Origin of the sequence: Streptomyces sp. NPDC048751, from assembly GCF_043198595.1 — a bacterium.
Classification (GTDB): domain Bacteria; phylum Actinomycetota; class Actinomycetes; order Streptomycetales; family Streptomycetaceae; genus Streptomyces.
This window is the reverse complement of sequence record NZ_JBICUX010000001.1, coordinates 43,335-64,269: the sequence shown is the minus strand read 5'-3', so window position 1 is coordinate 64,269 and position 20,935 is coordinate 43,335. Positions and strand designations below refer to the sequence as shown.

17 protein-coding genes are annotated in these 20,935 nt (G+C 70.7%); 5 read left to right on the top strand and 12 right to left on the bottom strand.

Annotated elements, in window-relative coordinates; genetic code table 11:
• The first annotated feature begins 57 nt into the window (after nt 1-57).
• Together polX and ACGFNV_RS00285 are read left to right on the top strand one after the other, a co-directional pair.
• The gene (gene polX, locus ACGFNV_RS00290) at nt 58-1,785 is read left to right on the top strand and encodes a DNA polymerase/3'-5' exonuclease PolX (protein WP_393618124.1); all 1,728 of its coding nucleotides are present in this window, start codon (nt 58-60) and stop codon (nt 1,783-1,785) included.
• A gap of 182 nt (nt 1,786-1,967) precedes the next feature.
• The gene (locus tag ACGFNV_RS00285; protein WP_393618122.1) at nt 1,968-2,639 is read left to right on the top strand and encodes a hypothetical protein; all 672 of its coding nucleotides are present in this window, start codon (nt 1,968-1,970) and stop codon (nt 2,637-2,639) included.
• Between the two features lie 21 nt (nt 2,640-2,660).
• Here ACGFNV_RS00285 and ACGFNV_RS00280 read toward each other — a convergent pair whose 3' ends face one another.
• From ACGFNV_RS00280 to ACGFNV_RS00240, 9 genes are all read right to left on the bottom strand, one after another.
• Entirely contained in the window at nt 2,661-4,193 is a 1,533-nt protein-coding gene (locus ACGFNV_RS00280) for an NCS1 family nucleobase:cation symporter-1 (protein ID WP_393618120.1), read from the bottom strand.
• Nucleotides 4,194-4,322: 129 nt separating this feature from the next.
• A complete protein-coding gene (locus ACGFNV_RS00275) occupies nt 4,323-5,342 on the bottom strand; it encodes a TIGR03842 family LLM class F420-dependent oxidoreductase (RefSeq protein WP_393618118.1) in 1,020 nt (339 codons plus the stop codon).
• 11 nt (nt 5,343-5,353) lie between these two features.
• On the bottom strand, nt 5,354-6,757 hold the full coding sequence (gene hydA, locus ACGFNV_RS00270) for a dihydropyrimidinase (protein ID WP_393618116.1): 1,404 nt from the start codon (nt 6,755-6,757) through the stop codon (nt 5,354-5,356).
• A 31-nt stretch (nt 6,758-6,788) separates the two neighbouring features.
• Nucleotides 6,789-7,631, bottom strand: a complete 843-nt coding sequence (locus tag ACGFNV_RS00265; protein WP_393618114.1) for a nitrilase-related carbon-nitrogen hydrolase — start codon at nt 7,629-7,631, stop codon at nt 6,789-6,791.
• A 155-nt stretch (nt 7,632-7,786) separates the two neighbouring features.
• Nucleotides 7,787-9,376, bottom strand: coding sequence for a PucR family transcriptional regulator (locus tag ACGFNV_RS00260; protein ID WP_393618112.1), 1,590 nt, complete (start codon nt 9,374-9,376; stop codon nt 7,787-7,789).
• A 28-nt stretch (nt 9,377-9,404) separates the two neighbouring features.
• Complete coding sequence (locus ACGFNV_RS00255) at nt 9,405-10,688, bottom strand: aspartate aminotransferase family protein (RefSeq protein ID WP_393618110.1); 1,284 nt, start codon at nt 10,686-10,688, stop codon at nt 9,405-9,407.
• Nucleotides 10,685-11,527 carry a nitrilase-related carbon-nitrogen hydrolase gene (locus ACGFNV_RS00250; protein WP_393618108.1) on the bottom strand — a complete coding sequence of 281 codons (843 nt, stop codon included), beginning with the start codon at nt 11,525-11,527 and terminating at the stop codon, nt 10,685-10,687. The genes ACGFNV_RS00255 and ACGFNV_RS00250 overlap by 4 nt, the downstream gene beginning before the upstream one ends.
• 184 nt (nt 11,528-11,711) lie before the next feature.
• Nucleotides 11,712-13,247: a hypothetical protein gene (locus ACGFNV_RS00245; RefSeq protein WP_393618107.1), complete on the bottom strand. Its 1,536-nt coding sequence runs from the start codon at nt 13,245-13,247 to the stop codon at nt 11,712-11,714.
• A 148-nt stretch (nt 13,248-13,395) separates the two neighbouring features.
• On the bottom strand, nt 13,396-13,647 hold the full coding sequence (locus ACGFNV_RS00240; protein WP_393618105.1) for a helix-turn-helix domain-containing protein: 252 nt from the start codon (nt 13,645-13,647) through the stop codon (nt 13,396-13,398).
• Nucleotides 13,648-13,679: 32 nt separating this feature from the next.
• Between ACGFNV_RS00240 and map the strand changes: the two genes are divergently transcribed.
• Nucleotides 13,680-14,450, top strand: coding sequence for a type I methionyl aminopeptidase (gene map, locus ACGFNV_RS00235; RefSeq protein ID WP_393618103.1), 771 nt, complete (start codon nt 13,680-13,682; stop codon nt 14,448-14,450).
• Between the two features lie 31 nt (nt 14,451-14,481).
• Here map and ACGFNV_RS00230 read toward each other — a convergent pair whose 3' ends face one another.
• Together ACGFNV_RS00230 and ACGFNV_RS00225 are read right to left on the bottom strand one after the other, a co-directional pair.
• Nucleotides 14,482-15,051: a hypothetical protein gene (locus ACGFNV_RS00230; protein ID WP_393618101.1), complete on the bottom strand. Its 570-nt coding sequence runs from the start codon at nt 15,049-15,051 to the stop codon at nt 14,482-14,484.
• A gap of 81 nt (nt 15,052-15,132) precedes the next feature.
• Nucleotides 15,133-15,312: a hypothetical protein gene (locus tag ACGFNV_RS00225; protein ID WP_393618099.1), complete on the bottom strand. Its 180-nt coding sequence runs from the start codon at nt 15,310-15,312 to the stop codon at nt 15,133-15,135.
• A 236-nt stretch (nt 15,313-15,548) separates the two neighbouring features.
• Between ACGFNV_RS00225 and ACGFNV_RS00220 the strand changes: the two genes are divergently transcribed.
• Complete coding sequence (locus ACGFNV_RS00220; protein WP_393618098.1) at nt 15,549-18,092, top strand: ATP-dependent Clp protease ATP-binding subunit; 2,544 nt, start codon at nt 15,549-15,551, stop codon at nt 18,090-18,092.
• Nucleotides 18,093-18,159: 67 nt separating this feature from the next.
• On the opposite strand, the gene ggt is transcribed toward ACGFNV_RS00220, so the two are convergent.
• Complete coding sequence (ggt, locus tag ACGFNV_RS00215; protein ID WP_393618096.1) at nt 18,160-19,959, bottom strand: gamma-glutamyltransferase; 1,800 nt, start codon at nt 19,957-19,959, stop codon at nt 18,160-18,162.
• A gap of 104 nt (nt 19,960-20,063) precedes the next feature.
• On the opposite strand from ggt, the gene ACGFNV_RS00210 reads away from it, so the two are divergent.
• Complete coding sequence (locus ACGFNV_RS00210) at nt 20,064-20,825, top strand: hypothetical protein (protein ID WP_393618094.1); 762 nt, start codon at nt 20,064-20,066, stop codon at nt 20,823-20,825.
• Nucleotides 20,826-20,935: the final 110 nt, after the last annotated feature.

The following is a 20,935-nucleotide window of genomic DNA, read 5'->3' as shown; positions in this document are numbered from 1 at the left end:
AGGGAAGCGCAGCATCGCGCGCAGCGCGCCGGCCGCGCGGTTCCTAGACTGGAAGGCATGGTCCGGCCCAACGACGAGGTCGAGGCGCTCCTGCAGGAGTACGCGGACCTCATCGCCGTCACCGGAGGCGACGCGTTCAAGGCCCGCGCCTACGAGAAGGCCGCGCGCGCGATCGGCGGGCACCCCGCCGACGTCTCCCGCCTCGATGTCGCGGGCCTCCGGGAGATCCCGAACGTGGGCAGGTCGATAGCCGAGAAGGTCGTCGAGTACTTCCGTACCGGCAACATCGCGGCGGTCGAGGAGCGCCGGGCCGAGATCCCCGCCGGGGTACGGCAGCTGATGACCATCCCCACCCTCGGCCCGAAGAAGGCGATGGCGCTCTACGAGGACCTGCGCATCTCCTCGGTGGGCGAGCTGACCGACGCCATCAAGGAGGAGCGGCTGCGCGACCTCAAGGGCTTCGGGGAGCGGACCGAGGAGAACATCCTGCACGGCATCGCCCTCATGCGGCAGGCCGGCGAGCGGATCCTGCTGAGCACCGCCACGGAGGCCGCCGAGGAGATCGTCGCGGCGCTCTCCGGGATCAAGGGCTGTGAGAACTGCGCCCCCGCCGGATCGCTGCGCCGTGTGAAGGAGACCGTCGGCGACCTCGACGTCCTGGTCGCCGCCGGCCGGTCGGAGCCCTTCATGGACGCGCTCACCGAACTGCCCTCCACCGCCGAGGTGATCGCACACGGCCGGAAGAAGACCTCGGTCCGTACCGTGCAGGGCGTCCAGGTCGACCTGCGGGTGGTGCCGCCGGAGTCGTGGGGCGCCGCGTTGCAGTACTTCACCGGTTCGAAGGCGCACAACATCCGCACCCGCACCATCGCCGTCCGCCTCGGGCTGAAGCTCTCCGAGTACGGCCTGTTCGAAGTCGAGGGCGGCAGGCGGGTCGCCTCCCGGTCCGAGGACGAGGTGTACGCCAGGCTCGGCCTGCCGTGGATCCCGCCCACGTTGCGCGAGGACCGGGGGGAGATCGAGGCGGGTCTGCGCGACGAACTGCCCGAGGTGGTGACGGAGGGGGACATCAAGGGTGATCTGCACACCCACACCGACCTCACCGACGGCCTCGCCCCGTTGGAGGAGATGGTGGCGGCGGCCGCCGAGCGGGGGTACGCGTACTACGCCGTCACCGACCACGCGCCCAACATGTACATGCAGCGCATGACCGACGCGAAGATCCTCGCGCAGCGTGAGCACGTGCGGTCACTGGACGGCGAACACCACGGGATGCGGCTGCTGCACGGCACCGAGCTCAACATCGGCCCCGAGGGCGAGGTGGACTGGCCCGACGAGTTCCTCCGGGGCTTCGACCTGTGCGTGGCCTCGGTGCACTCCCACTTCGGCATCGGCCGTGCGGCGATGACCCGGCGGATCGTGCGGGCCTGCGAGAACCCCCACGTCAACGTCATCGGCCACCCCACCACCCGTCTGATCGGCAGACGGCCGGGCATCGACGCCGACCTCGACGAGGTGTTCGCCGCCTGCGCCCGCACGGGTACCGCGCTGGAGATCAACGCCCAGCCCGACCGGCTCGACCTGAGCGACGAGGACATCCTCCGCGCCAGGAGCGTCGGGGCGAAGTTCGCCGTCGACAGCGACGCCCACTCCCTGCGCCACCTCGCCTACCTGCGCTACGGGATCGGCCTGGCGCAGCGCGGATGGCTCACCCCGGACGACGTGATCAACACCTGGCCACTGCGGAGGCTGCGCCGGTTCCTGCGCAAGGAACGGTCCGACTGACAGCTTGAACCCACAAGTAACGCGCCGGACATAACGGGACACATGACTTATCGTCAACCGACCTCCGTCACCGCGCCGGTACGGAGCGAGTTCGCACTTCCAACCCACCGGTAGTCATGTGAAACTGTCGTCCCGTCCGCAGTGCGGACCCCTTCCGCACCGTCCCCCACGAAAAGTGCGCCGTGCGTTCTCTCCCCCTGCCGCTCACCCTGACCGCGCGCCTGTCCCCCGTCGTCGTGCTCGCCTGCGCGGGCTGGGCGCTGACGTCCGGCCCGCTCGCCCAGGCGCCGGCCGCCGAACACAAGGCGGAGGGCAGGACGGCCAAACAGTCGTCGGCCTCGGCGCCGTCGACGTCCGCCGAGACCAAGACGTACGCCGCGGCCCCCGCACCCTGTGCCAGTGTGGCCGCGAGCACGGTGAAGTCCCTCGTGCCGGGGGCCAAGGCGGGCGGCAAGGAGATCCCCTCGACGGACACGAACGTGCGCCGCACCTGCTCGTGGAACGCGCTCCAGGGGTACGACTACCGCTGGCTCGACGTCTCCTTCGAGATCACCGACTCGGACGCCGACGCGACGCAGTCCTACACGGACCGCGTGAAGGAGAAGAGCGGCGGCGGCGACGTCCCCGGGCTCGGCGACTCCGCGTACTCCGTCGTGAACCTCACCACCGAGGACAAGCAGCAGACGCGCGAGGGCACGGTCCTGGTCCGCGCCTCCAACGCGCTGGTGATCATCACCTACAACGGCAGTGACTTCGAGTCGAAGAAGGCACCCAGCACGGATGTGATCAACAAGGGTGCCATCAAGGCCGCGAAGGACGCGGTGGCCGCGCTGGAGGGCGGCCGGACGAACTGACCGCCCTCCCCCGGGCACGCGTCACACCTCGGCGGCCTCCCGCCCCCGGCCCCGCAGCAGCATCAGCGCCACGTACAGCACCATCGAGGTGCCCAGGCCCACCGCCCAGCCGTAGTCGGCGAGCGGCTCCAGAGCGGGAACGGGCCGGCCGTCGATCAGCGGCTTGAAGCTGGCGCCGCCGACGGCCAGCACACCGCCGACCAGGAAGGCGACGACGGCCCGCCAGTTCCAGCCGCTGTCGTACCAGTAGCGGCCACCCGTGCGGTACAGGTCCGTCAGGTCCAGCCGGCCCCGGCGCAGGATCCAGTAGTCGGCGATGAGGATGCCGGCGACCGTGCCGAGCAGACCGCCGACCAGGCCGAGCCAGGTGAAGATGTAGCCCTGCGGGTCGGAGTACAGCTTCCACGGGAAGATCAGCACCCCGAGGACGCAGGTGGCGAGCGCGCCGGTCCGGAAACTGATCCTGCGGGGCGCGACGTTGGAGAAGTCGAAGGCCGGCGAGACGAGGTTGGCCGCGATGTTCACCGACAGCGTCGCCACCAGCACGGTCACCAGCGCGAAGAGCAGGCCCACGACGTTGTCCGTCTTCGCGGCGAGCTGTACCGGGTCCCAGATCGTCTCGCCGTACACGGCCTGCGAACCGGAGGTGACCATCACCGACAGCAGCGCGAACAGCGTCATGGTGGTCGGCAGGCCGAGCGCCTGCCCCCAGGTCTGCGCCCTCTGGCTCTTGCCGTAACGGGTGAAATCCGGAATGTTCAGGCTCAATGTGGACCAAAAGCCGATCATGCCCATGAGGGAGGGCCAGAACAGCTTCCAGAAGTCGCCGCCCCAGCCGAGCTTGGAGGGCTGGTCCAGCAGCGGGCCGAAGCCGCCCGCCTTGTTGCTCATCCAGATCAGCATCACGAACGCGCCGACGAGCACGAAGGGCGCCGCCCAGTTCTCGAAGCGGCGGATGGTCTCCATGCCCCGGTAGATGATCGCGACCTGGAGCACCCAGAAGATCGCGAACGACAGCCACATCGTCCACGCGTAGCCGCCGATCTTGCCGACGTCGGTCCAGCCGCTGCCGATCAGCTTCCCGGCGAGGAAGTAGATCGCCTCACCGCCGATCCAGGTCTGGATGCCGAACCAGCCGCACGCCACCAACGCCCTTACGACGGCGGGGAGGTTGGCGCCGCGAATGCCGAAGGAAGCGCGGGCGAAGACCGGGAAGGGGATGCCGTACTTCGGCCCGGCGTGCCCGGTGAGCAGCATCGGGACCAGCACGATCACATTGGCCAGCGCGATCGTCAGCACGGCCTGCTTCCAGTCCATACCGACCGCGATCAGACCGGAGGCCAGGGTCCACGAGGCCGTGTTGTGGGCCATGCCGACCCACAGCGCGGAGAAGTTGTACGTGGTCCAGGTGCGCTTCTCGACGGGGACCGGCAGCAGGTCCTCGTTGGCGTACGGGCCGCTGGGCAGCGGCGAACCAGGAGCGATCTCCACCCGGCCGTCGGCGAGGGTGACTTGTCTGGACGGCGGTATGGCCGTGGGAGCGGTGTCGGTCATGGGCAGGCCAATCAAACGAGGGGCGGATCCGGAAAGGCCGTGCGGGTCTCCGGTTCCCTTCCCGCCGGGGAGGACGGGCAGGGAAGAACTGGAGTGGGGGGTGGGGAGGTGTCGATCCTGGTGTGAGGGTCAGCCGTTGACGGCGGGGATCACCGTCGTGCCGTACGCGTCGATGACCTTCTCCTGCGCGTCGTGCATGTCGTAGACGGCGAACTGGTCGACGCCCAGCTCACGCAGGGCGTTCAGCTTCTCGATGTGCTTCTCGACCGGTCCGACGAGACAGAACCGGTCGACGATCTCGTCCGGCACGAACTGGGTGTCCGGGTTGTCGGCGCGCCCGTGGTGGGAGTAGTCGTACCCCTCACGGGCCTTGATGTAGTCGGTGAGTTCGTCGGGGACGGCGGCGGAGTGCTCGCCGTACTTCGACACCAGGTCGGCGACATGGTTGCCGACCATCCCGCCGAACCAGCGGCACTGCTCGCGCGCGTGGGCGAGCGCCTCGGGCGAGTCGTCGTCGGTGACGTACGCGGGGGCGGCGACGCAGATCTTCACCTCGGACGGGTCGCGTCCGGCGGCGACGGCCGCGTCCTTGACCGCCTTCACCATGTACTCGGTGAGGTAGAGGTCGGCGAGCTGGAGGATGAAGCCGTCGGCCTCCTCGCCCGTCATCTTCAGGGCCTTGGGGCCGTACGCGGCCATCCACACCGGGAGTTCGGCGCCGTCCTTGATCCACGGGAACCTGATCACCGTGCCGCCGAGGTCGGCCTCGCCCCCGCTGCCGAGGGCCCGGATGACCTTCATCGCCTCGCTGATGCGGGCCAGCGTGTTGGGCTTGCGGCCCGCGACGCGCATCGCGGAGTCACCGCGGCCGATGCCGCAGACGGTGCGGTTGCCGAACATGTCGTTGAGGGTGGCGAAGGTGGAGGCGGTGACCTCCCAGGTGCGGGTGCCCGGGTTGGTGACCATCGGGCCGACCGTCAACGTCGTGGTGTTGGCCAGGATCTGACTGTAGATCACGAACGGCTCCTGCCACAGTACGGCGGAGTCGAACGTCCAGCCGTACGTGAAGCCGTTCTGCTCGGCACGCCGCATCAGGCTGACGACCCGCGAGGCCGGCGGGTCGGTCTGCAGGACTAGTCCGAAATCCATGAGCGCCGCTCCTAGTTGAGGTACTGACAGGTGGACCGCGGGGTGAAGACGCCGTGACCCGCGCGCCCGGTGTACTCCCGCTCGGTGATGACGGGTTCGCCACGCGAGAGCACCGTCTCGACACGGCCGGTGACGCTCTTGCCCTCGTACGCCGAGTAGTCGACGTTCATGTGGTGGGTCACGGCGGACAGGACCTGCTCGGCGTTCGGGTCGTAGATCACGACGTCGGCGTCCGCGCCCGGCGCGATGGTGCCCTTCTTCGGGTACATGCCGAACATGCGGGCCGGGGTGGCGCAGGCGATCTCGATCCAGCGGCGGCGCGAGATGTGCCCGTCGACGACGGCCTGGTGGAGCAGGTCCATTCGGTTCTCGACGCCCGGCAGACCGTTGGGGATCTTGGAGAAGTCGCCCCGGCCGAGCTCCTTCTGGCCCACGAAGCAGAAGGGGCAGTGGTCGGTGGAGACCACCTGGAGGTCGTTGGTGCGCAGGCCCCGCCACAGCGCGGCCTGGTGCTCCTTCGGCCTGAGCGGGGTGGAGCACACGTACTTGGCGCCCTCGAAGTCGGGTTCGGCGAGGTTGTCGGTCGACAGGAACAGGTATTGCGGGCAGGTCTCGCCGAAGACGTTCAGCCCCTCGTCGCGCGCCCTGGCCAGCTCGGCGACCGCCTCCTGCGCCGAGACGTGCACGACGTACAGGGGCGCGCCCGCGACCTGCGCGAGCTTGATGGCGCGGTGGGTGGCCTCGGCCTCGAGGAGGGCCTTGCGGACCTCGCCGTGGTAGCGCGGGTCGGTCTCGCCGCGGGCCAGCGCCTGCTCCACGAGCACGTCGATGGCGATGCCGTTCTCGGCGTGCATCATGATCAGACCGCCGTTCTCGGCGGAGCGCTGCATGGCGCGCAGGATCTGGCCGTCGTCGCTGTAGAAGACACCGGGATAGGCCATGAACTGCTTGAAGGAGGTCACCCCTTCCTCGACGAGGTGGTCCATCTCCTTGAGCGTCCCCTGGTTCACGTCGGAGACGATCATGTGGAAGCCGTAGTCGATGGCGCAGTTGCCCTCGGCCTTGGCGTGCCAGGCGTCCAGGCCCTCGCGCAGGGTGTGGCCGACGCTCTGCACCGCGAAGTCGACGATGGTCGTCGTGCCGCCCCAGGCGGCGGCCCGGGTGCCGGTCTCGAAGGTGTCGGAGGCGAAGGTGCCGCCGAACGGCAGCTCCATGTGGGTGTGGGCGTCGACGCCGCCGGGGATGACGTACTTCCCGGTGGCGTCGATGGTCCGCTCAGCAGTGAACGATTCCGCTGCCGGCGTGCCGGAGGCGGCGAGGGCGGCGATGCGGCCGTCCTCGATGAGGACGTCGGCGTGGATCTCGTCGGACGCGGTGATGACGAGGCCACCGCGGATGACGGTACGGCTGCTCATGTTCCCTCTCCTGCCAGGGTGGTTGGTTCGGTCAGGGTGCCGTCAGAGGGCCGTATGCCTCCGGGCGGCGGTCGCGGTAGAACTGCCAGCGGTCGCGGACCTCGCGGAGCTTGGCCAGGTCCAGGTCGCGGACGACGAGCTCGGTCTCCTTGTCGCTCGCCACCTCGCCGACGAACTGGGCCTCCGGGTCGACGAAGTAGCTCGTCCCGTAGAAGTCGTTGTCGCCCAGGTCCTCGACGCCGACCCGGTTGATCGCGCCGACGAAGTACTCGTTGGCGACGGCCGCCGCGGGCTGCTCCAGCTGCCACAGGTAGCGCGACAGGCCGCGCGAGGTGGCCGAGGGGTTGAAGACGATCTCGGCGCCCGCGAGACCGAGCGCCCGCCAGCCCTCCGGGAAGTGGCGGTCGTAGCAGATGTAGACGCCGATCTTGCCGACGGCGGTCTCGAAGACGGGCCAGCCGACGTTCCCCGGACGGAAGTAGAACTTCTCCCAGAAGCCGGGGACCTGCGGGATGTGGTGCTTGCGGTACTTGCCGAGGTACGAGCCGTCCGCGTCGATCACGGCCGCGGTGTTGTAGAGGACTCCGGGCTGCTCCTCCTCGTACATCGGCAGGATCAGGACGATGCCCAGTTCCCTGGCGAGCGCCTGGAAGCGCTGGACGATGGGGCCGTCGGGGATCTGCTCCGCGTACTCGTAGAACGCCTTGTCCTGGACCTGGCAGAAGTAGGGGCCGTAGAACAGCTCCTGGAAGCACAGGACCTGAGCACCCTGCGCGGCCGCGTCGCGGGCCGCCTGCTCGTGCACCTGGATCATCGATTCCTTGTCGCCGGTCCAGGCGGTCTGGAAGAGGGCGGCACGGATCACTTGGCTCATCGGGACCTCCGGTCGCTGGGTGTGCGAGAAGGCTAGGAAGTCCGCGAGCAGGCTTTGAGTTGCACCGTGTCACGTCTGCGGGCGTGTGGCGTGCCACGGTGTCACGCCTTCGCCGTCCCATGTTTCACCGCCGTTTTCCCAGGTCGTTCCATGTTTCACCCCTGTTGCGCGTCATGCGCGAGGAGGGCGATGTGCACCGACGCCGCCTGCTCGAAGTCGTCGAGGTCGACGCCGAGCCGGGCCTGTATCGCCTCCAGCCGGCGGTACAGAGCGGGGCGGGAGACGTGGTGGAGCTGAGCGGTGCGGGACTTGTTGCGGCCGGTGGCGAGGTAGGTCCGCAGGACGGACAGCAGGTCCTCTTCGGCGGCGCGGAGCAGCCCGTCCAGCTCGCGCTCCGCGAAGGACTGCACGTGCGGGTCGTCCCGCAGCAGCCGGATCAGGCCGCGCAGATGGACGTCCCGGAGCCGTACGACGGCCGGGAGGTCGAGCGCGGCCGAGGAGTCGGCCACGGCGTCCGCGACGTGCTGTGCCTCGCGCAGCCCGGCGGGCACGTCGTCCCAGGCGGTACGGGCGTCGGCGGCGGCGACCGTGCGGACGGCACCGGTCTCGGTGCGCAGCCGGGCCGCGAAGTGCGCCACCAGCGCCTGGGCGTCCTGGTCGCGGGCGAGGCTGAGCAGCACGGCGGTCGCCCCGTCGGCCAGCTCGGCGACGAGCCCGGACAGCCCCAGCATCCGCAGGACGCGGTCGAGCCCGGCGGGGTCGCTGTCGCGCACGACCAGCGGGACGAAGGTGCGCCGGTTGACGGGCAGTCCGGCGGCCCTCGCGCGGGGCAGCAGCTGCCTGGCCGGTACGACCCCGGAGACCAGGTCGGTCAGCAGGCTCTGCGCGGACTGCTCCTCCCAGGTGTGGGCGGAGTTGCCGCCGAGCATGCGGTGCAGGACGAGGGCCTCGGCGGCACGGTCGGCGAGGAGTCGTCCCGTGGCGGTGTCGCCGCGGTATCCGCACAGCATGATCTGCCCCCACCGCTCTCCGCGTCCGGCCAGTTCCGCCCGGATCCAGCCGTCGCCCTCGTTGCCGCCGGCCTGCCGGGCGATGCGTTCCCAGTCGCGCAGGACGTCGTCCACCGCGGGCCGCTCCCCCGCGGTGGCGAGGACGCGGTGGGCGAGGTTGGTGACGACGACGGGGCAGGCGCTGTGCTGGGCGACCTCGTCGAGGAGGCGTTGCAGCGGTGCGCCCGCGGTGATGAGCCCGGTGAGCGCCGTGCGGACGGACTCGGAGAGGCTGACCGCGGCGAACTTGCGCCGGACCAGGCGGGCCTGGACCTCCTCCGTCAGCACGGCGAAGGGGAAGGGCCGGTGCAGCACGATCATGGGCAGCCCGCACCGCTCGGCGGCCCGGCGCATCACCTCCGGCGGGGAGGGGAAGGCGCGGCCCAGTCCGAGGACGACGGCCGCGGCCTCCGCGCGGTGCAGCGACTGCACGTACTCGACCTGCTTGGTCTCGTCCCCGGCGAGCAGCACCCCGGTGGTGAGCACCATCTCGCCGCCGCTGAGCATCACACCGACGTCGGGTGCCTCGGCGACGTGCACCCAGCGCACCGGCCGGTCCAGCTGGCCGGCGCCGGCCACCACCTCGGGCTCCCCGGCCAGAACCCGTTCCAGGGTGAGGACCTGGCGGACCGACAGGACGGGCTCCAGGGGTTCCGTGGGCTCCAGCGGATCCAGGGGCTCCAGGGTGGCGGTCATGGCACTCTTCCCTTGCTGAGCTCTGTGACTACGAGGTGCTCCGCAGAGCGTGTTCGAGGATCGCGGCGCCCTCCTCGGCCTCCGCGACGGTGAGGGACAGCGGTGGGGCGATACGCAGGGCGCTGGTGTTGTGGCCGCCGCCCTTGCCGATCAGCAGGCCGCCCTCGCGGGCCGCCTCCAGCACCGCGGCCGCGCGCTCGGGGTCGGCGTCGTCGGTGCCGGGCCTGACCAGCTCGACGCCGAGCATCAGTCCCCGGCCGCGCACCTCCCGTACGCCCGGCACCTGGGCGGCGACCGCCCGCAGCCGCTCGATCAGGAGTCCGCCGACCCGGCGGGCGTTGCCCTGGAGGTCGTGCTCCAGCAGGTAGGCGAGGTTGGCGAGGCCGGCGACCATGGTGACCTGGGTGCCGCCGAACGTCGAGATGCTGTTGGCGTCCAGGCAGTTCATGATGTCGGAGCGGGCGATCACGCCGCCGATGGAGGTGCCGTTGCCGATGCCCTTGGCGAAGGTGACGATGTCCGGCGGGCCGCTGCGCCCGTGGGCCTGCCAGCCCCAGAAGTGCTCGCCGGTGCGTCCCCAGCCGGTCTGCACCTCGTCGGCGATCCACAGGATGCCGCGTTCCTGGAGCACCTCGCGGAAGGCGGCGTACAGGCCGTCCGGGGGTGAGGTGAATCCGCCGACGCCCTGAATGGGTTCGGCGATCAGGGCGGCGGGCGGGCGGGTGTGGCCGAGCAGGTCCCTGAGGTCTTCGACGCAGGCGGCGATGAAGGCGTTGTCGTCGAGGTCGGCGTAGGGGCCGCGGGTGCGCACGCCGCCGTGGACGTAGAGCGTCTGCAGGGGTGACAGGGAGGTCGGGGACCAGCCGCGGTTGCCGGTGATGCCGACCGCGCTGAAGGAGCGGCCGTGGTAGCTGTTGCGCATGGCCAGGATCGTGTTGCTGCGGCGGTACGTCGTCGCCAGCAGCAGCGCCGTGTCGTTGGCCTCGGTGCCGGAGGTGGTGAAGAAGACACGCGCGTCGGGGATGCCGCTCAACTGGGCGATCCGCTCGGCGAGTTCGACCATCGGCCGGTTGAGGTACAGGGTCGACGAGTGGATGATCCGCCCGGCCTGCTCGCTGACCGCCTTGGTCACCTCGGGCAGGGCGTGCGCGGTCATGGTGGTGAGGATGCCGCCGAAGAAGTCGAGGTACCTGTTGCCGTCGGCGTCCCAGACGTGGCGGCCCTCGCCGTGCGTGATCTCCAGCGGGTCCTCGTAGTAGAGGGCGAGCCAGTCCGGCAGGACGTTGCGGTGGCGGGCGTGGAGGTCGCTCACGGCTGCACCAGCCCTTCGTAGGCGTCGGGGCGGCGGTCGCGGTAGAAGGCCCACGTCTGCCGCACTTCCTCGATGAGGTCGAAGTCGAGGTCGCGGACGAGGAGTTGCTCCGTACTGTCGCTGGCCACGTCCCCCACGAACTGGCCCCGTGGGTCGACGAAGTAGCTCGTGCCGTAGAAGTCGTTGTCGCCGTACTCCTCGACGCCGACCCGGTTGATCGCGGCGATGAAGTACTCGTTGGCGACGGCCGCGGCGGGCTGTTCCAGGCGCCAGAGGTGGGAGGAGAGTCCGCGGTGGGTGGCGGAGGGGTTGTAGACGAGCTGGGCGCCGTTGATGCCGAGTTGCCGCCACCCTTCCGGGAAGTGACGGTCGTAGCAGATGTAGACCCCGACCTTCCCGACGGCGGTGTCGAAGACGGGCCAGCCGATGTTGCCCGGGCGGAAGTAGTACTTCTCCCAGAAGCCCTTGACCTGGGGGATGTGGTGCTTGCGGTACTTGCCGAGGTAGGAGCCGTCGGCGTCGATCACGGCCGCGGTGTTGTAGTAGAAGCCCGACTGCTCGATCTCGAACACCGGCACGACGACGACCATGCCGGTCTCCCGGGCGAGCTCCTGCATACGACGCACCGTGGGCCCGTCCGGGACCGGCTCGGCCCAGCGGTAGTGCTCGGCGTCCTGGACCTGGCAGAAGTAGGGCGCGTTGAAGACTTCCTGGAACCCGATGACCTTGGCGCCCTGCCGGGCCGCCTCGCGGGCGTGCTCCTCGTGTTTCGCCACCATGGACGCGGTGTCGCCGGTCCAGGTGGCCTGTACCAGAGCGGCGCGTACGACGTTGGCCATGAGCTGCTCCTTCGACGGGACGCCAGAGCCTCTACGCCCGTAGAAAGCGGGCCGTAGAGGCACGAACGTAAGCCTCACCGGCAGCCTTGCCAAGACCATCGCCGTTAACCCGCTGAGTCCATCCCGTTTCGCACTCCTGTGGGTGAGTGGCGGTACGGGTGAGGGGGGTGTGGCGGGTGGGGCGTCAGGCGGTGTGGCCGGCGACCCGGAGGGCGTGGACGAGGTCCCAGTGGCGTTCGTCCGAGACGCCGCGGGCGGCCTCGACGAGCAACGGAACGAGGGTCCGCGGGTCGGCGTCGACGCTGCGGGCGGCCTCCTCGGGGGTGCGCACGCGGACGTACGCGTCGAGCAGCGCGCGTACCTCACGCTGGCGCCCCTGCACGGCGAGCCCCAGCACGGCCTCCCCTATCTCCGGCGCGGGCCGGGCGACGCCCTGCCGCAGGATCTGCTCCCCGTCTGCCGTGCGTCCGGCCGCGGACAGCGCGTCCGCCGCGGCGACGAGCCGGTCGGCGGGCAGCGAGGCGGCCTCCCAGAGCAGCGTGGCCCAGTCCGCACCCAGCCCGGCGTGCTGGAGCTCGGCCGCGAGCAGCGGGAAGCGAGCGGCCGGCCAGTGCGCGATCTCCACGAGCAGTGCGTGCGCCTCACCGCTGCGGCTCTCCGCCCGTAGCCGCACCAGCCTCTCCACCGTCTCGGCCGTGTCCCGCCGCGCGGTACCGTCCCCCACCGCATCGCCCTGCCGCTCCGGCAGCACATCCGCCTCGGCCGCCCCCGCGAACCTGGCCCCGCGCGGGGTACGTCCGTTGGTGGCAGCGGGCGCGGGCAGCGACGGCACGTCGGTCGGCGCCACGGCAGCGGGGGCGACGACGTCCTCCTCGACCATCCCGGCGAAGCGGGCACTGCCCCGTCGGCGCTTGCGCTGCTTGGGGATGGGGGCGGGGGTGGGGGTCGGGGCGGTGGCCGGGGGGTCCGCCTCGACGGGGGCGGCAACGGGGGCGGTGTCGGAGGCGAGTTTGCCGGCCGCGGCCGACTGCGGGGCGCCCGGGCCGCCGCCGACCGCACTGGCCTCACTGGGCCGGGGCGCGTACTGATCGTGGGTGCCGGTGTCCGAGGCTCCATAGCCGTATTGGTCCGTCACCGGCTCACGCCCGTCACCCGAACGCGCCGCGCTCCCCCGCCGTATCACCTGCGCGTCCCGGATCTGCCCGGCGCCCGCCCGTCGGTCCAACTCCGCCATGCGAGAGCGCAGTTCGGTACAGCGGGCGGTTGCCCGCTCATGGTCGTCGCGGGCCCAGGCGAGGTCGAGGCGGATGGCGTCGGCCTCCTCCCGCGTGGCGGCCGCCGCGAGCATGTGACCGAGGTGGGCCTGCCGTTCGGCCGCGTACCGCTGCTCGCGGAGCATGACGTCGAGCCGGTCTCCGAGGGCGTCACGGCCACCGGGCCGGGCGTCGTAAGCGATGAGCGCGGCGACGCGCAGGGAGCGAGCCCGCTCCTGCTCCTCGGCGGCGACCCGGGGCCCGTACGCCACGGCGAGGTCCTGGAACAACGCCTCCATGACGTCCCAGGGCGGCACTTCGCGCCCTGCGAGGCAGGCTTGCATGCCCTCGGGGTCGCGCTGCCAGAAGACCCCGCACCAGCCGCCGCCCTGATCCAGGCGCGCCAGCAGCCCATCCAGGTAGTTCGCGAACTCCCGCACCTGTCCCGGGAGTTGATCCACAGTCATCGCTCAACTCCCGCCAGACCGAACTCTCCGGTTCGTAGGCAACACCAGCCGTGTTACGGCACGGTCACGAGCGCTTTTCAACGAGTGAGCGGGCGCCTCCTTGCGCGATCTTGACCATTGCGCGCAGACGGATCGAGTGGCAGCCGCCTCACGCCACGACCAGGGCGCACTGCCCGGCCAGCTCGTCCATCGACAGTCCGAGGGCACGCGCGAGCGCCGCCACGGTGAAGAACGCCGGTGTCGGAGCACGCCCGGTCTCGATCTTGCGCAGGGTCTCCGCGGAGATGCCCGCGCTCGCCGCGATCTCGGCCATGCTGCGGTCGCCGCGCGACTCGCGGAGCAGCCGACCGAGCCGCTCGCCGCGTTCATGCTCTTCGGGAGTGAGAGGGGTACGCACCATGCCACCATTCTAATACCGGTATAGTAATTGGCATGGTGGAACTGAAGACAGACACATCGATCGACGCCATGTACGAGGCGGGCCAGGTCGTCGCCAGAGCGCTGACGGCCGTACGTGAGGCCGCTGACGTGGGCGTATCCCTGCTGGAGCTGGACGACGTGGCACGCGAGGTACTGCGCGCCGCGGACGCGAGCTCACCGTTCCTCGGCTATCGGCCCTCCTTCGCGCCCACCGCGTTCCCGGCCGTCCTGTGCACCTCGGTGAACGACGCGATCGTGCACGGCATCCCGACCCGCTACCGACTGCGCGACGGCGACCTCCTCTCCGCCGACTTCGGTGCCAAGCTCGGCGGCTGGGTCGGCGACTCGGCGATCAGCTTCACCGTCGGCCGCCCGCGCCCCGCCGACCTGCGCCTGATCGAGACCGCCGAGCGCGCGCTCGCGGCCGGCATCGAGGCAGCCGTCGTGGGGAACCGCATCGGCGACATCGCCCACGCCATCGGCACGGTCTGCCGGGCCGCCGGCTACGGCATCCCCGACGGCTTCGGCGGCCACGGCATCGGCCGCCACATGCACGAGGACCCCGGCGTCCCCAACGAGGGCCGTCCCGGCCGCGGCCTCCCCCTCCGCCCCGGCATGGTCCTCGCCATCGAACCCATGCTGATCGCCGGCGGCACCGACGGCTATCACGCGGCCCCCGACGGCTGGACCCTCAAGACGAACGACGGCTCCCGGGCGGCCCACGCGGAACACACGGTGGCGATCACGGAGTCAGGACCGAGGATCCTTACCGAGCGACGGTAGACCGGTACCGCCAGGGGCACGGCTGCGTCACTTACTGCAAAGCGGACTTCAGCGCTGAAGCAGCGGACCCTGAATTCGTGGAAGGAATCTTCCAGTGGAATGAGACGCCGTTGCCGTCGACGTAGACCAGGGTGCCACCCTTCTCTGCCGCTGCGATGTCGAACGCGACAGAGTCGGCCTGGTAGGTCTTGGGGGAGACGTCCGGAGCACCCTCGCTGAAACCAACGGGAGCGATCCTCCCCGCCCCTTCGCTGTTCCCTGCCTTGAGGGTCTTTCCGTCAGGTGTCTTCCACCGGAAGCCGCCCTTGCCGGCTGTGGTCCTCACCGAGGTCTTGGAACGGTTCTCGGCTTCGAACCTGACGACAGCGAAGAGACCATGCTCCGGGGTCTCAGCGCCGGCCTTGTCGACGTAGACGACGGCATCCGGAGTGATCTGCGCGGTGCCCCTGCCACCGACTCCGGCCGTGTCGGCGCTCTGCCCGAATTCGAGCTCGGTACGCGGACCCGGCGGCGAATCACTCCTGTCATCTCCGTCGGAACAGGCAGTGAGACTCAGGCAGCAGGCTGCCACGAGCGCGGCTGCTCTGACGATGTGGCGCATGATCCCCCCCGGGTAGAAGCAGACGTAGTATGCAGAGACTGCGCCACGCGGGCAAGTCGGATGGATCATGGCAGTTGGCGGTCAGGCGCCGGGACGCGAGGACGGTTCGGCGTCGCCTGCGTGGGCAGCGAGCAGGGCGGCGCTCACCGGCTGGGTGCCGTCCTGAACCGGAGCCCCGGGCCCACGGCACAGCTCCGCCGTCCCGCCGAGGCCGTCCAGGAAGATCCGCACGGCCGCGTGACCGGACGGCGGCCCGCTCACGCGGCACACGGGGCAGGGATCGGCATGCCGGCGTCGAGGTGTCACTGTGCGGCTCGGCCGCGCGGGTGCCACAGACCACAACGAACCCGCACCCACCACACACCCCCAAGTCGCCGACATGCCCAACCCCCCTCTTCATGCCAAGGTGAGTAAACGGACCCCACCGGTGTAGCCCGGCACGGAAAGGGCACCCGTCGGCACCGCAACGCAAACGCAAGTCGATCGAACGGAACGCCATGACCAGCGGCTTCACCAGCCCGGAGGGCTACGGCGACCCCTTCGGCGAATTCCTGGCCCGCTTCTTCGGCGGCCCCCGCCCCGGCCCCCGTCAGATCAACATCGGCCAGCTCCTCAGCCAGCCCGCCAGGGAGCTCGTACGCGGCGCCGCCCAGTACGCCGCCGAGCACGGCAGTCGCGACCTGGACACGGAGCACCTGCTGCGGGCCGCCCTCGCCGCCGAGCCGACGCGCAGTCTGCTCAGTCGGGCGGGCGCGGACCCGGACTCGATGGCGACGGAGATCGACCAGCGGTCCGGGCCGTCCCAGCACCCGCCGGGCGAGGTTCCGCCGCCCACCTCGCTGTCCCTGACGCCGGCCGCCAAGCGCGCCCTGCTGGACGCGCACGACCTGGCCCGCTCGAAGGGCGCCGGTTACATCGGCCCGGAGCACGTGCTGAGCGCCCTGGCGTCGAACCCGGACTCCGCGGCCGGGCACATCCTGAACTCGGCCCGGTTCGCGCCCACCGGCCTGCCGCCCGAGGCGCCGGAGGCCCCGCAGGCGCGGGCCGAGCGGCAGCGGCCCACGGGGACGCCGACGCTCGACAAGTACGGGCGCGACCTGACCGACCTGGCCCGCCAGGGCGGCATAGACCCGGTGATCGGGCGGGACGACGAGATCGAGCAGACGATCGAGGTGCTCTCCCGGCGCGGCAAGAACAACCCGGTGCTCATCGGTGACGCGGGCGTCGGCAAGACCGCCATCGTGGAGGGGCTCGCCCAGCGGATCGCCGACGGCGACGTGCCGGACGTCCTGACCGGCCGCCGTGTGGTCGCCCTGGACCTGACGGGCGTGGTCGCCGGTACCCGCTTCCGCGGTGACTTCGAGGAGCGGCTGAACAACATCGTCGGTGAGATCCGCGCCCACTCCGACCAGCTGATCGTCTTCATCGACGAGCTGCACACCGTCGTCGGCGCCGGGGGCGGCGGCGAGGGCGGGGCGATGGACGCGAGCAACATCCTCAAGCCGGCCCTGGCCCGCGGCGAGCTGCACATCGTCGGCGCCACCACGCTGGAGGAGTACCGCAAGATCGAGAAGGACGCGGCGCTGGCCCGCCGCTTCCAGCCGATCCTGGTGCCCGAGCCGTCCGTCGGGGACGCGCTGGAGATCCTGCGCGGTCTGCGCGACCGCTACGAGGCCCACCACCAGGTCCGCTACAGCGACGAGGCGCTGGTGGCCGCCGTGGAGCTGTCCGACCGCTATCTCACCGACCGGCGCCTGCCGGACAAGGCGATCGACCTGATCGACCAGGCCGGGGCGCGGGTGCGGCTGGGCGCCCGTACGAAGGGCACGGACGTACGGGCGATGGAGCGCGAGCTGGAGCAGCTCGCGCGGGACAAGGACCAGGCGGCCGCGGACGAGCAGTACGAGCAGGCGTCGCAGCTGCGCGACCGGATCGTGGAGCTGAAGGAGCGGATCGCCCGGGCGGCTCACCACGACGAGGCCGACGAGGGGATGGACCTGCAGGTGACCGCGGAGGCCATCGCCGAGGTGGTCTCCCGGCAGACCGGCGTCCCCGTCAGCCGTCTCACCCAGGAGGAGAAGGAACGCCTGCTCGAGCTGGAGCAACACCTGCACGAGCGGGTGGTGGGCCAGGACGAGGCGGTCGCGGTGGTCGCCGACGCGGTGCTGCGCTCCCGTGCGGGGCTCGCCAGCCCGGACCGGCCCATCGGCAGCTTCCTCTTCCTCGGCCCGACCGGCGTCGGCAAGACGGAACTGGCCCGCGCGCTCGCGGAGGCGCTGTTCAGCAGCGAGGACCGCATGGTGCGCCTGGACATGAGCGAGTACCAGGAGCGGCACACCGTCAGCCGCCTGGTCGGCGCCCCGCCCGGGTACGTCGGGCACGAGGAGGCCGGGCAGCTCACCGAGGTGGTGCGCAGGCACCCGTACTCGCTGCTGCTGCTCGACGAGGTGGAGAAGGCGCACCCGGACGTCTTCAACATCCTGCTCCAGGTCCTCGACGACGGACGGCTCACCGACTCCCAGGGCCGCACGGTGGACTTCACCAACACCGTCATCGTCATGACCAGCAACCTCGGTTCGGAGGCGATCACCCGGCGCGGCGCCGGCATAGGGTTCGGCTCGGGTGGCGCCGAGGCCGACGAGGAGGCGCGGCGGGAGCAGATCCTGCGGCCGCTGCGGGAGCACTTCCGGCCGGAGTTCCTCAACCGCATCGACGAGATCGTGGTGTTCCGCCAGCTCACCGGCGGACAACTGCGGCAGATCACCGACCTCTTGCTGGAGAAGACCCGGCGGCTGCTGCACGCTCAGGGTGTCACGGTCGAGTTCACCGACGCGGCCGTGGACTGGCTCGCCGAGCGCGGCTACCAGCCGGAATACGGCGCCCGTCCGCTGCGCCGCACCATCCAGCGCGAGGTCGACAACCAGATGTCCCGGCTGCTGCTCGACGGACGCCTGTCGGAGGGCGGCCGAGTGACGGTGGACGTGGAGGACACCCGCCTCGCCTTCCGCACGGGCGACGTGCAGCCGGCGCCCGAGCTGTGACGCCCTGAAGGGCGGGTGCTCCTCGGGGAGCGCCCGCCCTTCACGATGATCCACCCGTCACGATGACCTACGGGGCCGGACTCACCACCATCGCCGAGCCGCCGCCCCGCCGTACCTTCTCGGCGGCCGCCAGCCACTTCCCGTCCGGCAGTCGCTGCACGCCGGTCGTGGCCCCGATCTCGGGGTTCAGCTTGAAGGAGTGCCCGATCGCCTCCAACTGCTTCTGCAACTCGCTGCCGTAGAGGCCGGGTTCGAGCTCGGTCTGGGCCGCGTTGCGCTGGCTGGCGCGCGGTGCGGCGATCGCGTCGACGAGCGGGAGCTTGCGGTCGAGGAACTGGGTCAGGGTCTGCAGCACGGTGGTGATGATGGTCGCGCCACCGGGCGAACCCAGCGCCACCACGGGCTTGTCGTGCCGGTCGAGCACGATCGTCGGCGAGATCGACGAGCGCGGCCTCTTGCCCGGACCGGGCAGGTTGGGGTCGTGGACGGCCGGGTTGGCCGGGGCGAAGGAGAAGTCGGTCAGCTCGTTGTTGAGGATGAACCCGCGGCCGGGCACGGTGATGCCGCTGCCGCCGGTCTGCTCGATGGTGAGGGTGTAGGCGACGACGTTGCCCCACTTGTCGGCGACCGTGAGGTGCGTGGTGTTCTCGCCCTCGTACGTCGTGGGCGCCGCCGTGCCGCCCGTCGAGCAGGCCGCCGGACGGCGCGGGTCGCCGGGCGCGAGGGGGCTGGTGAGGACGGCGTCGTCCTTGATGAGGCACGCCCGCGAGTCGGCGTACTTCTGTGACAGCAGTTCCTTCGTCGGTACGTCCTCGAAGGCGGGGTCGCCGACCCAGCGCCCGCGGTCGGCGAACGCGATGCGGCTGGCCTCGATGTAGCGGTGCAGGTACTGGACCTCGGTCGCCTTCGAAAGGTCCGTCTTCTCCAGGATGTTGAGCGCCTCGCCGACGGTGGTTCCGCCGGAGGAGGAGGGCGCGATGGAGTAGACGCCGAGGCCGCGGTACGAGGTCTTCGTGGGCGCCTGGAGCTTGGCGCGGTAGGCCGCCAGGTCCTTGTCGGACAGCTTGCCCGGGCGGGCGTTCCAGCCGGAGCCCGGGTCCACCGGGGGATGGTTCACGGTGTCGACGATGTCGTCGCCCAGCTTGCCGCGGTAGATCGCGCCGATGCCCTTCCGGCCCAACTCGGCGTAGGTGCGGGCCAGATCGGGGTTCTTGAAGGTGGAGCCGACGACGGGGAGCCGGCCGCCGGGCAGGAACAGCTTCGCGGTGTCGGGGAAGTAGCGGAACCGGGTCTCGTTGGCGGCCGTCTGCGAGCGGAAGGTGTCGTCGACGGTGAAGCCGTCGCGGGCGATCCGCTCGGCGGGCTGGAGGACCGTGCCGAGCTTTCTGCTGCCCCACTGGTCGAGTGCCGTCTGCCAGGTGGCGGGCGTGCCCGGGGTGCCGACGCTGAGGCCGCTGCTGACGGCGTCGGCGAAGGCGAGGGGCTTGCCGTTCTCGACGAAGAGGTCGGAGCCGGCGGTCAGCGGGGCGGTCTCCCGGCCGTCGATGGTGTGCACCGTACGGGACTTGGCGTTGTAGTAGACGAAGTAGCCGCCTCCGCCGATGCCGGAGGAGTAGGGCTCGGTGACGCCGAGCGCGGCGGCGGTGGCGACGGCCGCGTCGACGGCGTTGCCGCCCTTCCTGAGGACCTCGATGCCGGCGGCTGAGGCGTCCGCGTCGACGCTGGCCACGGCTCCGCCGTAGCCGACGGCCACGGGAACCTTCTGAGCGGGTGTGCTCGGGGCGGCGGGTGGCGCTGTCGCCCCCACCGACACCACGGCGGCCGAGACCGCCAGGACCGACAGCTTGCGTGCGACAGGGCGACGCATCCGCACCTCCAGTGAGGGACCGTCCGCGCAGCTTAATCCAACGCCCCGGACCCGTCAGGTATCTCGAACACGGGTTTGCGGCGCGCCCGCTACCATGCGCGCCCATGAACGACGACGTGCGCAACATCGCCCTGGGCGTGATAGCCGCCGGTGTCAGTGCCGCGCTCGGTTGGCTGGCCCGCACCTACCTGTGGAAGCGGAAGCTGCGGCGCAAGCAGGCCTTCTTCGGGCTGCCGGACAACTCCGAGTCGCTGCTCGTGGTGAACCGGGAGGCGGGCGGCGCCGAGCTGTCGGTGATGCGGCACGACGTGTTCGCCCTGCTGGAGCTCGCCGCGCTCATCAAGGACTGCAACGCCCACGCCCAGGTCGTCGGCCACGACACGGCCCGTCAGGGCTTCGGCGAACGCACGGAGTTCTGCGTGGGCGGGCCGTCGTCAAATCGCCGCATGCTGGCGCACCTGTCATCGCTGCTGCCGGGCGTCCGGGTGAACATCGGCACCGAGCCCGGGCCGGATCGCGGCGCCTTCCAGATCGGCGACGAGCGTTATCGGATGGAGCCGGGCGGCACCGAGTACGTGCTGCTGGCCCGGCTCACCATGGGTCAGCGCCGTGACGAGCGGCCGGTGTTCCTGTTCTGCGGGCAGAGCGCGATCACCAACCAGGCGGCGACCCGCTATCTCGCCCGCAACCACGAGCGGCTGGCCCGCAAGCACGGCAACGGCTCCTTCGCGCTGCTGCTGAAGGTCGTCAACTCACAGGCGTACGGCCCCGACGTCGTCGAACTCGTCGCCGACGTGACCCGGGCGGCCCAGGCGCCCCTGCCGGAACCGTCCCCCGCTCCACGCACCTCACACCGCGCCTCCTGAATACCTGCACAGGCCAACAATCGTTACTCGCACGTAACTTACCGACGGGTTACCTGCGGTAAAGAACCCCGGTTACCGTCTGGTCACTTTGCACTGACACGAGTGAGGAG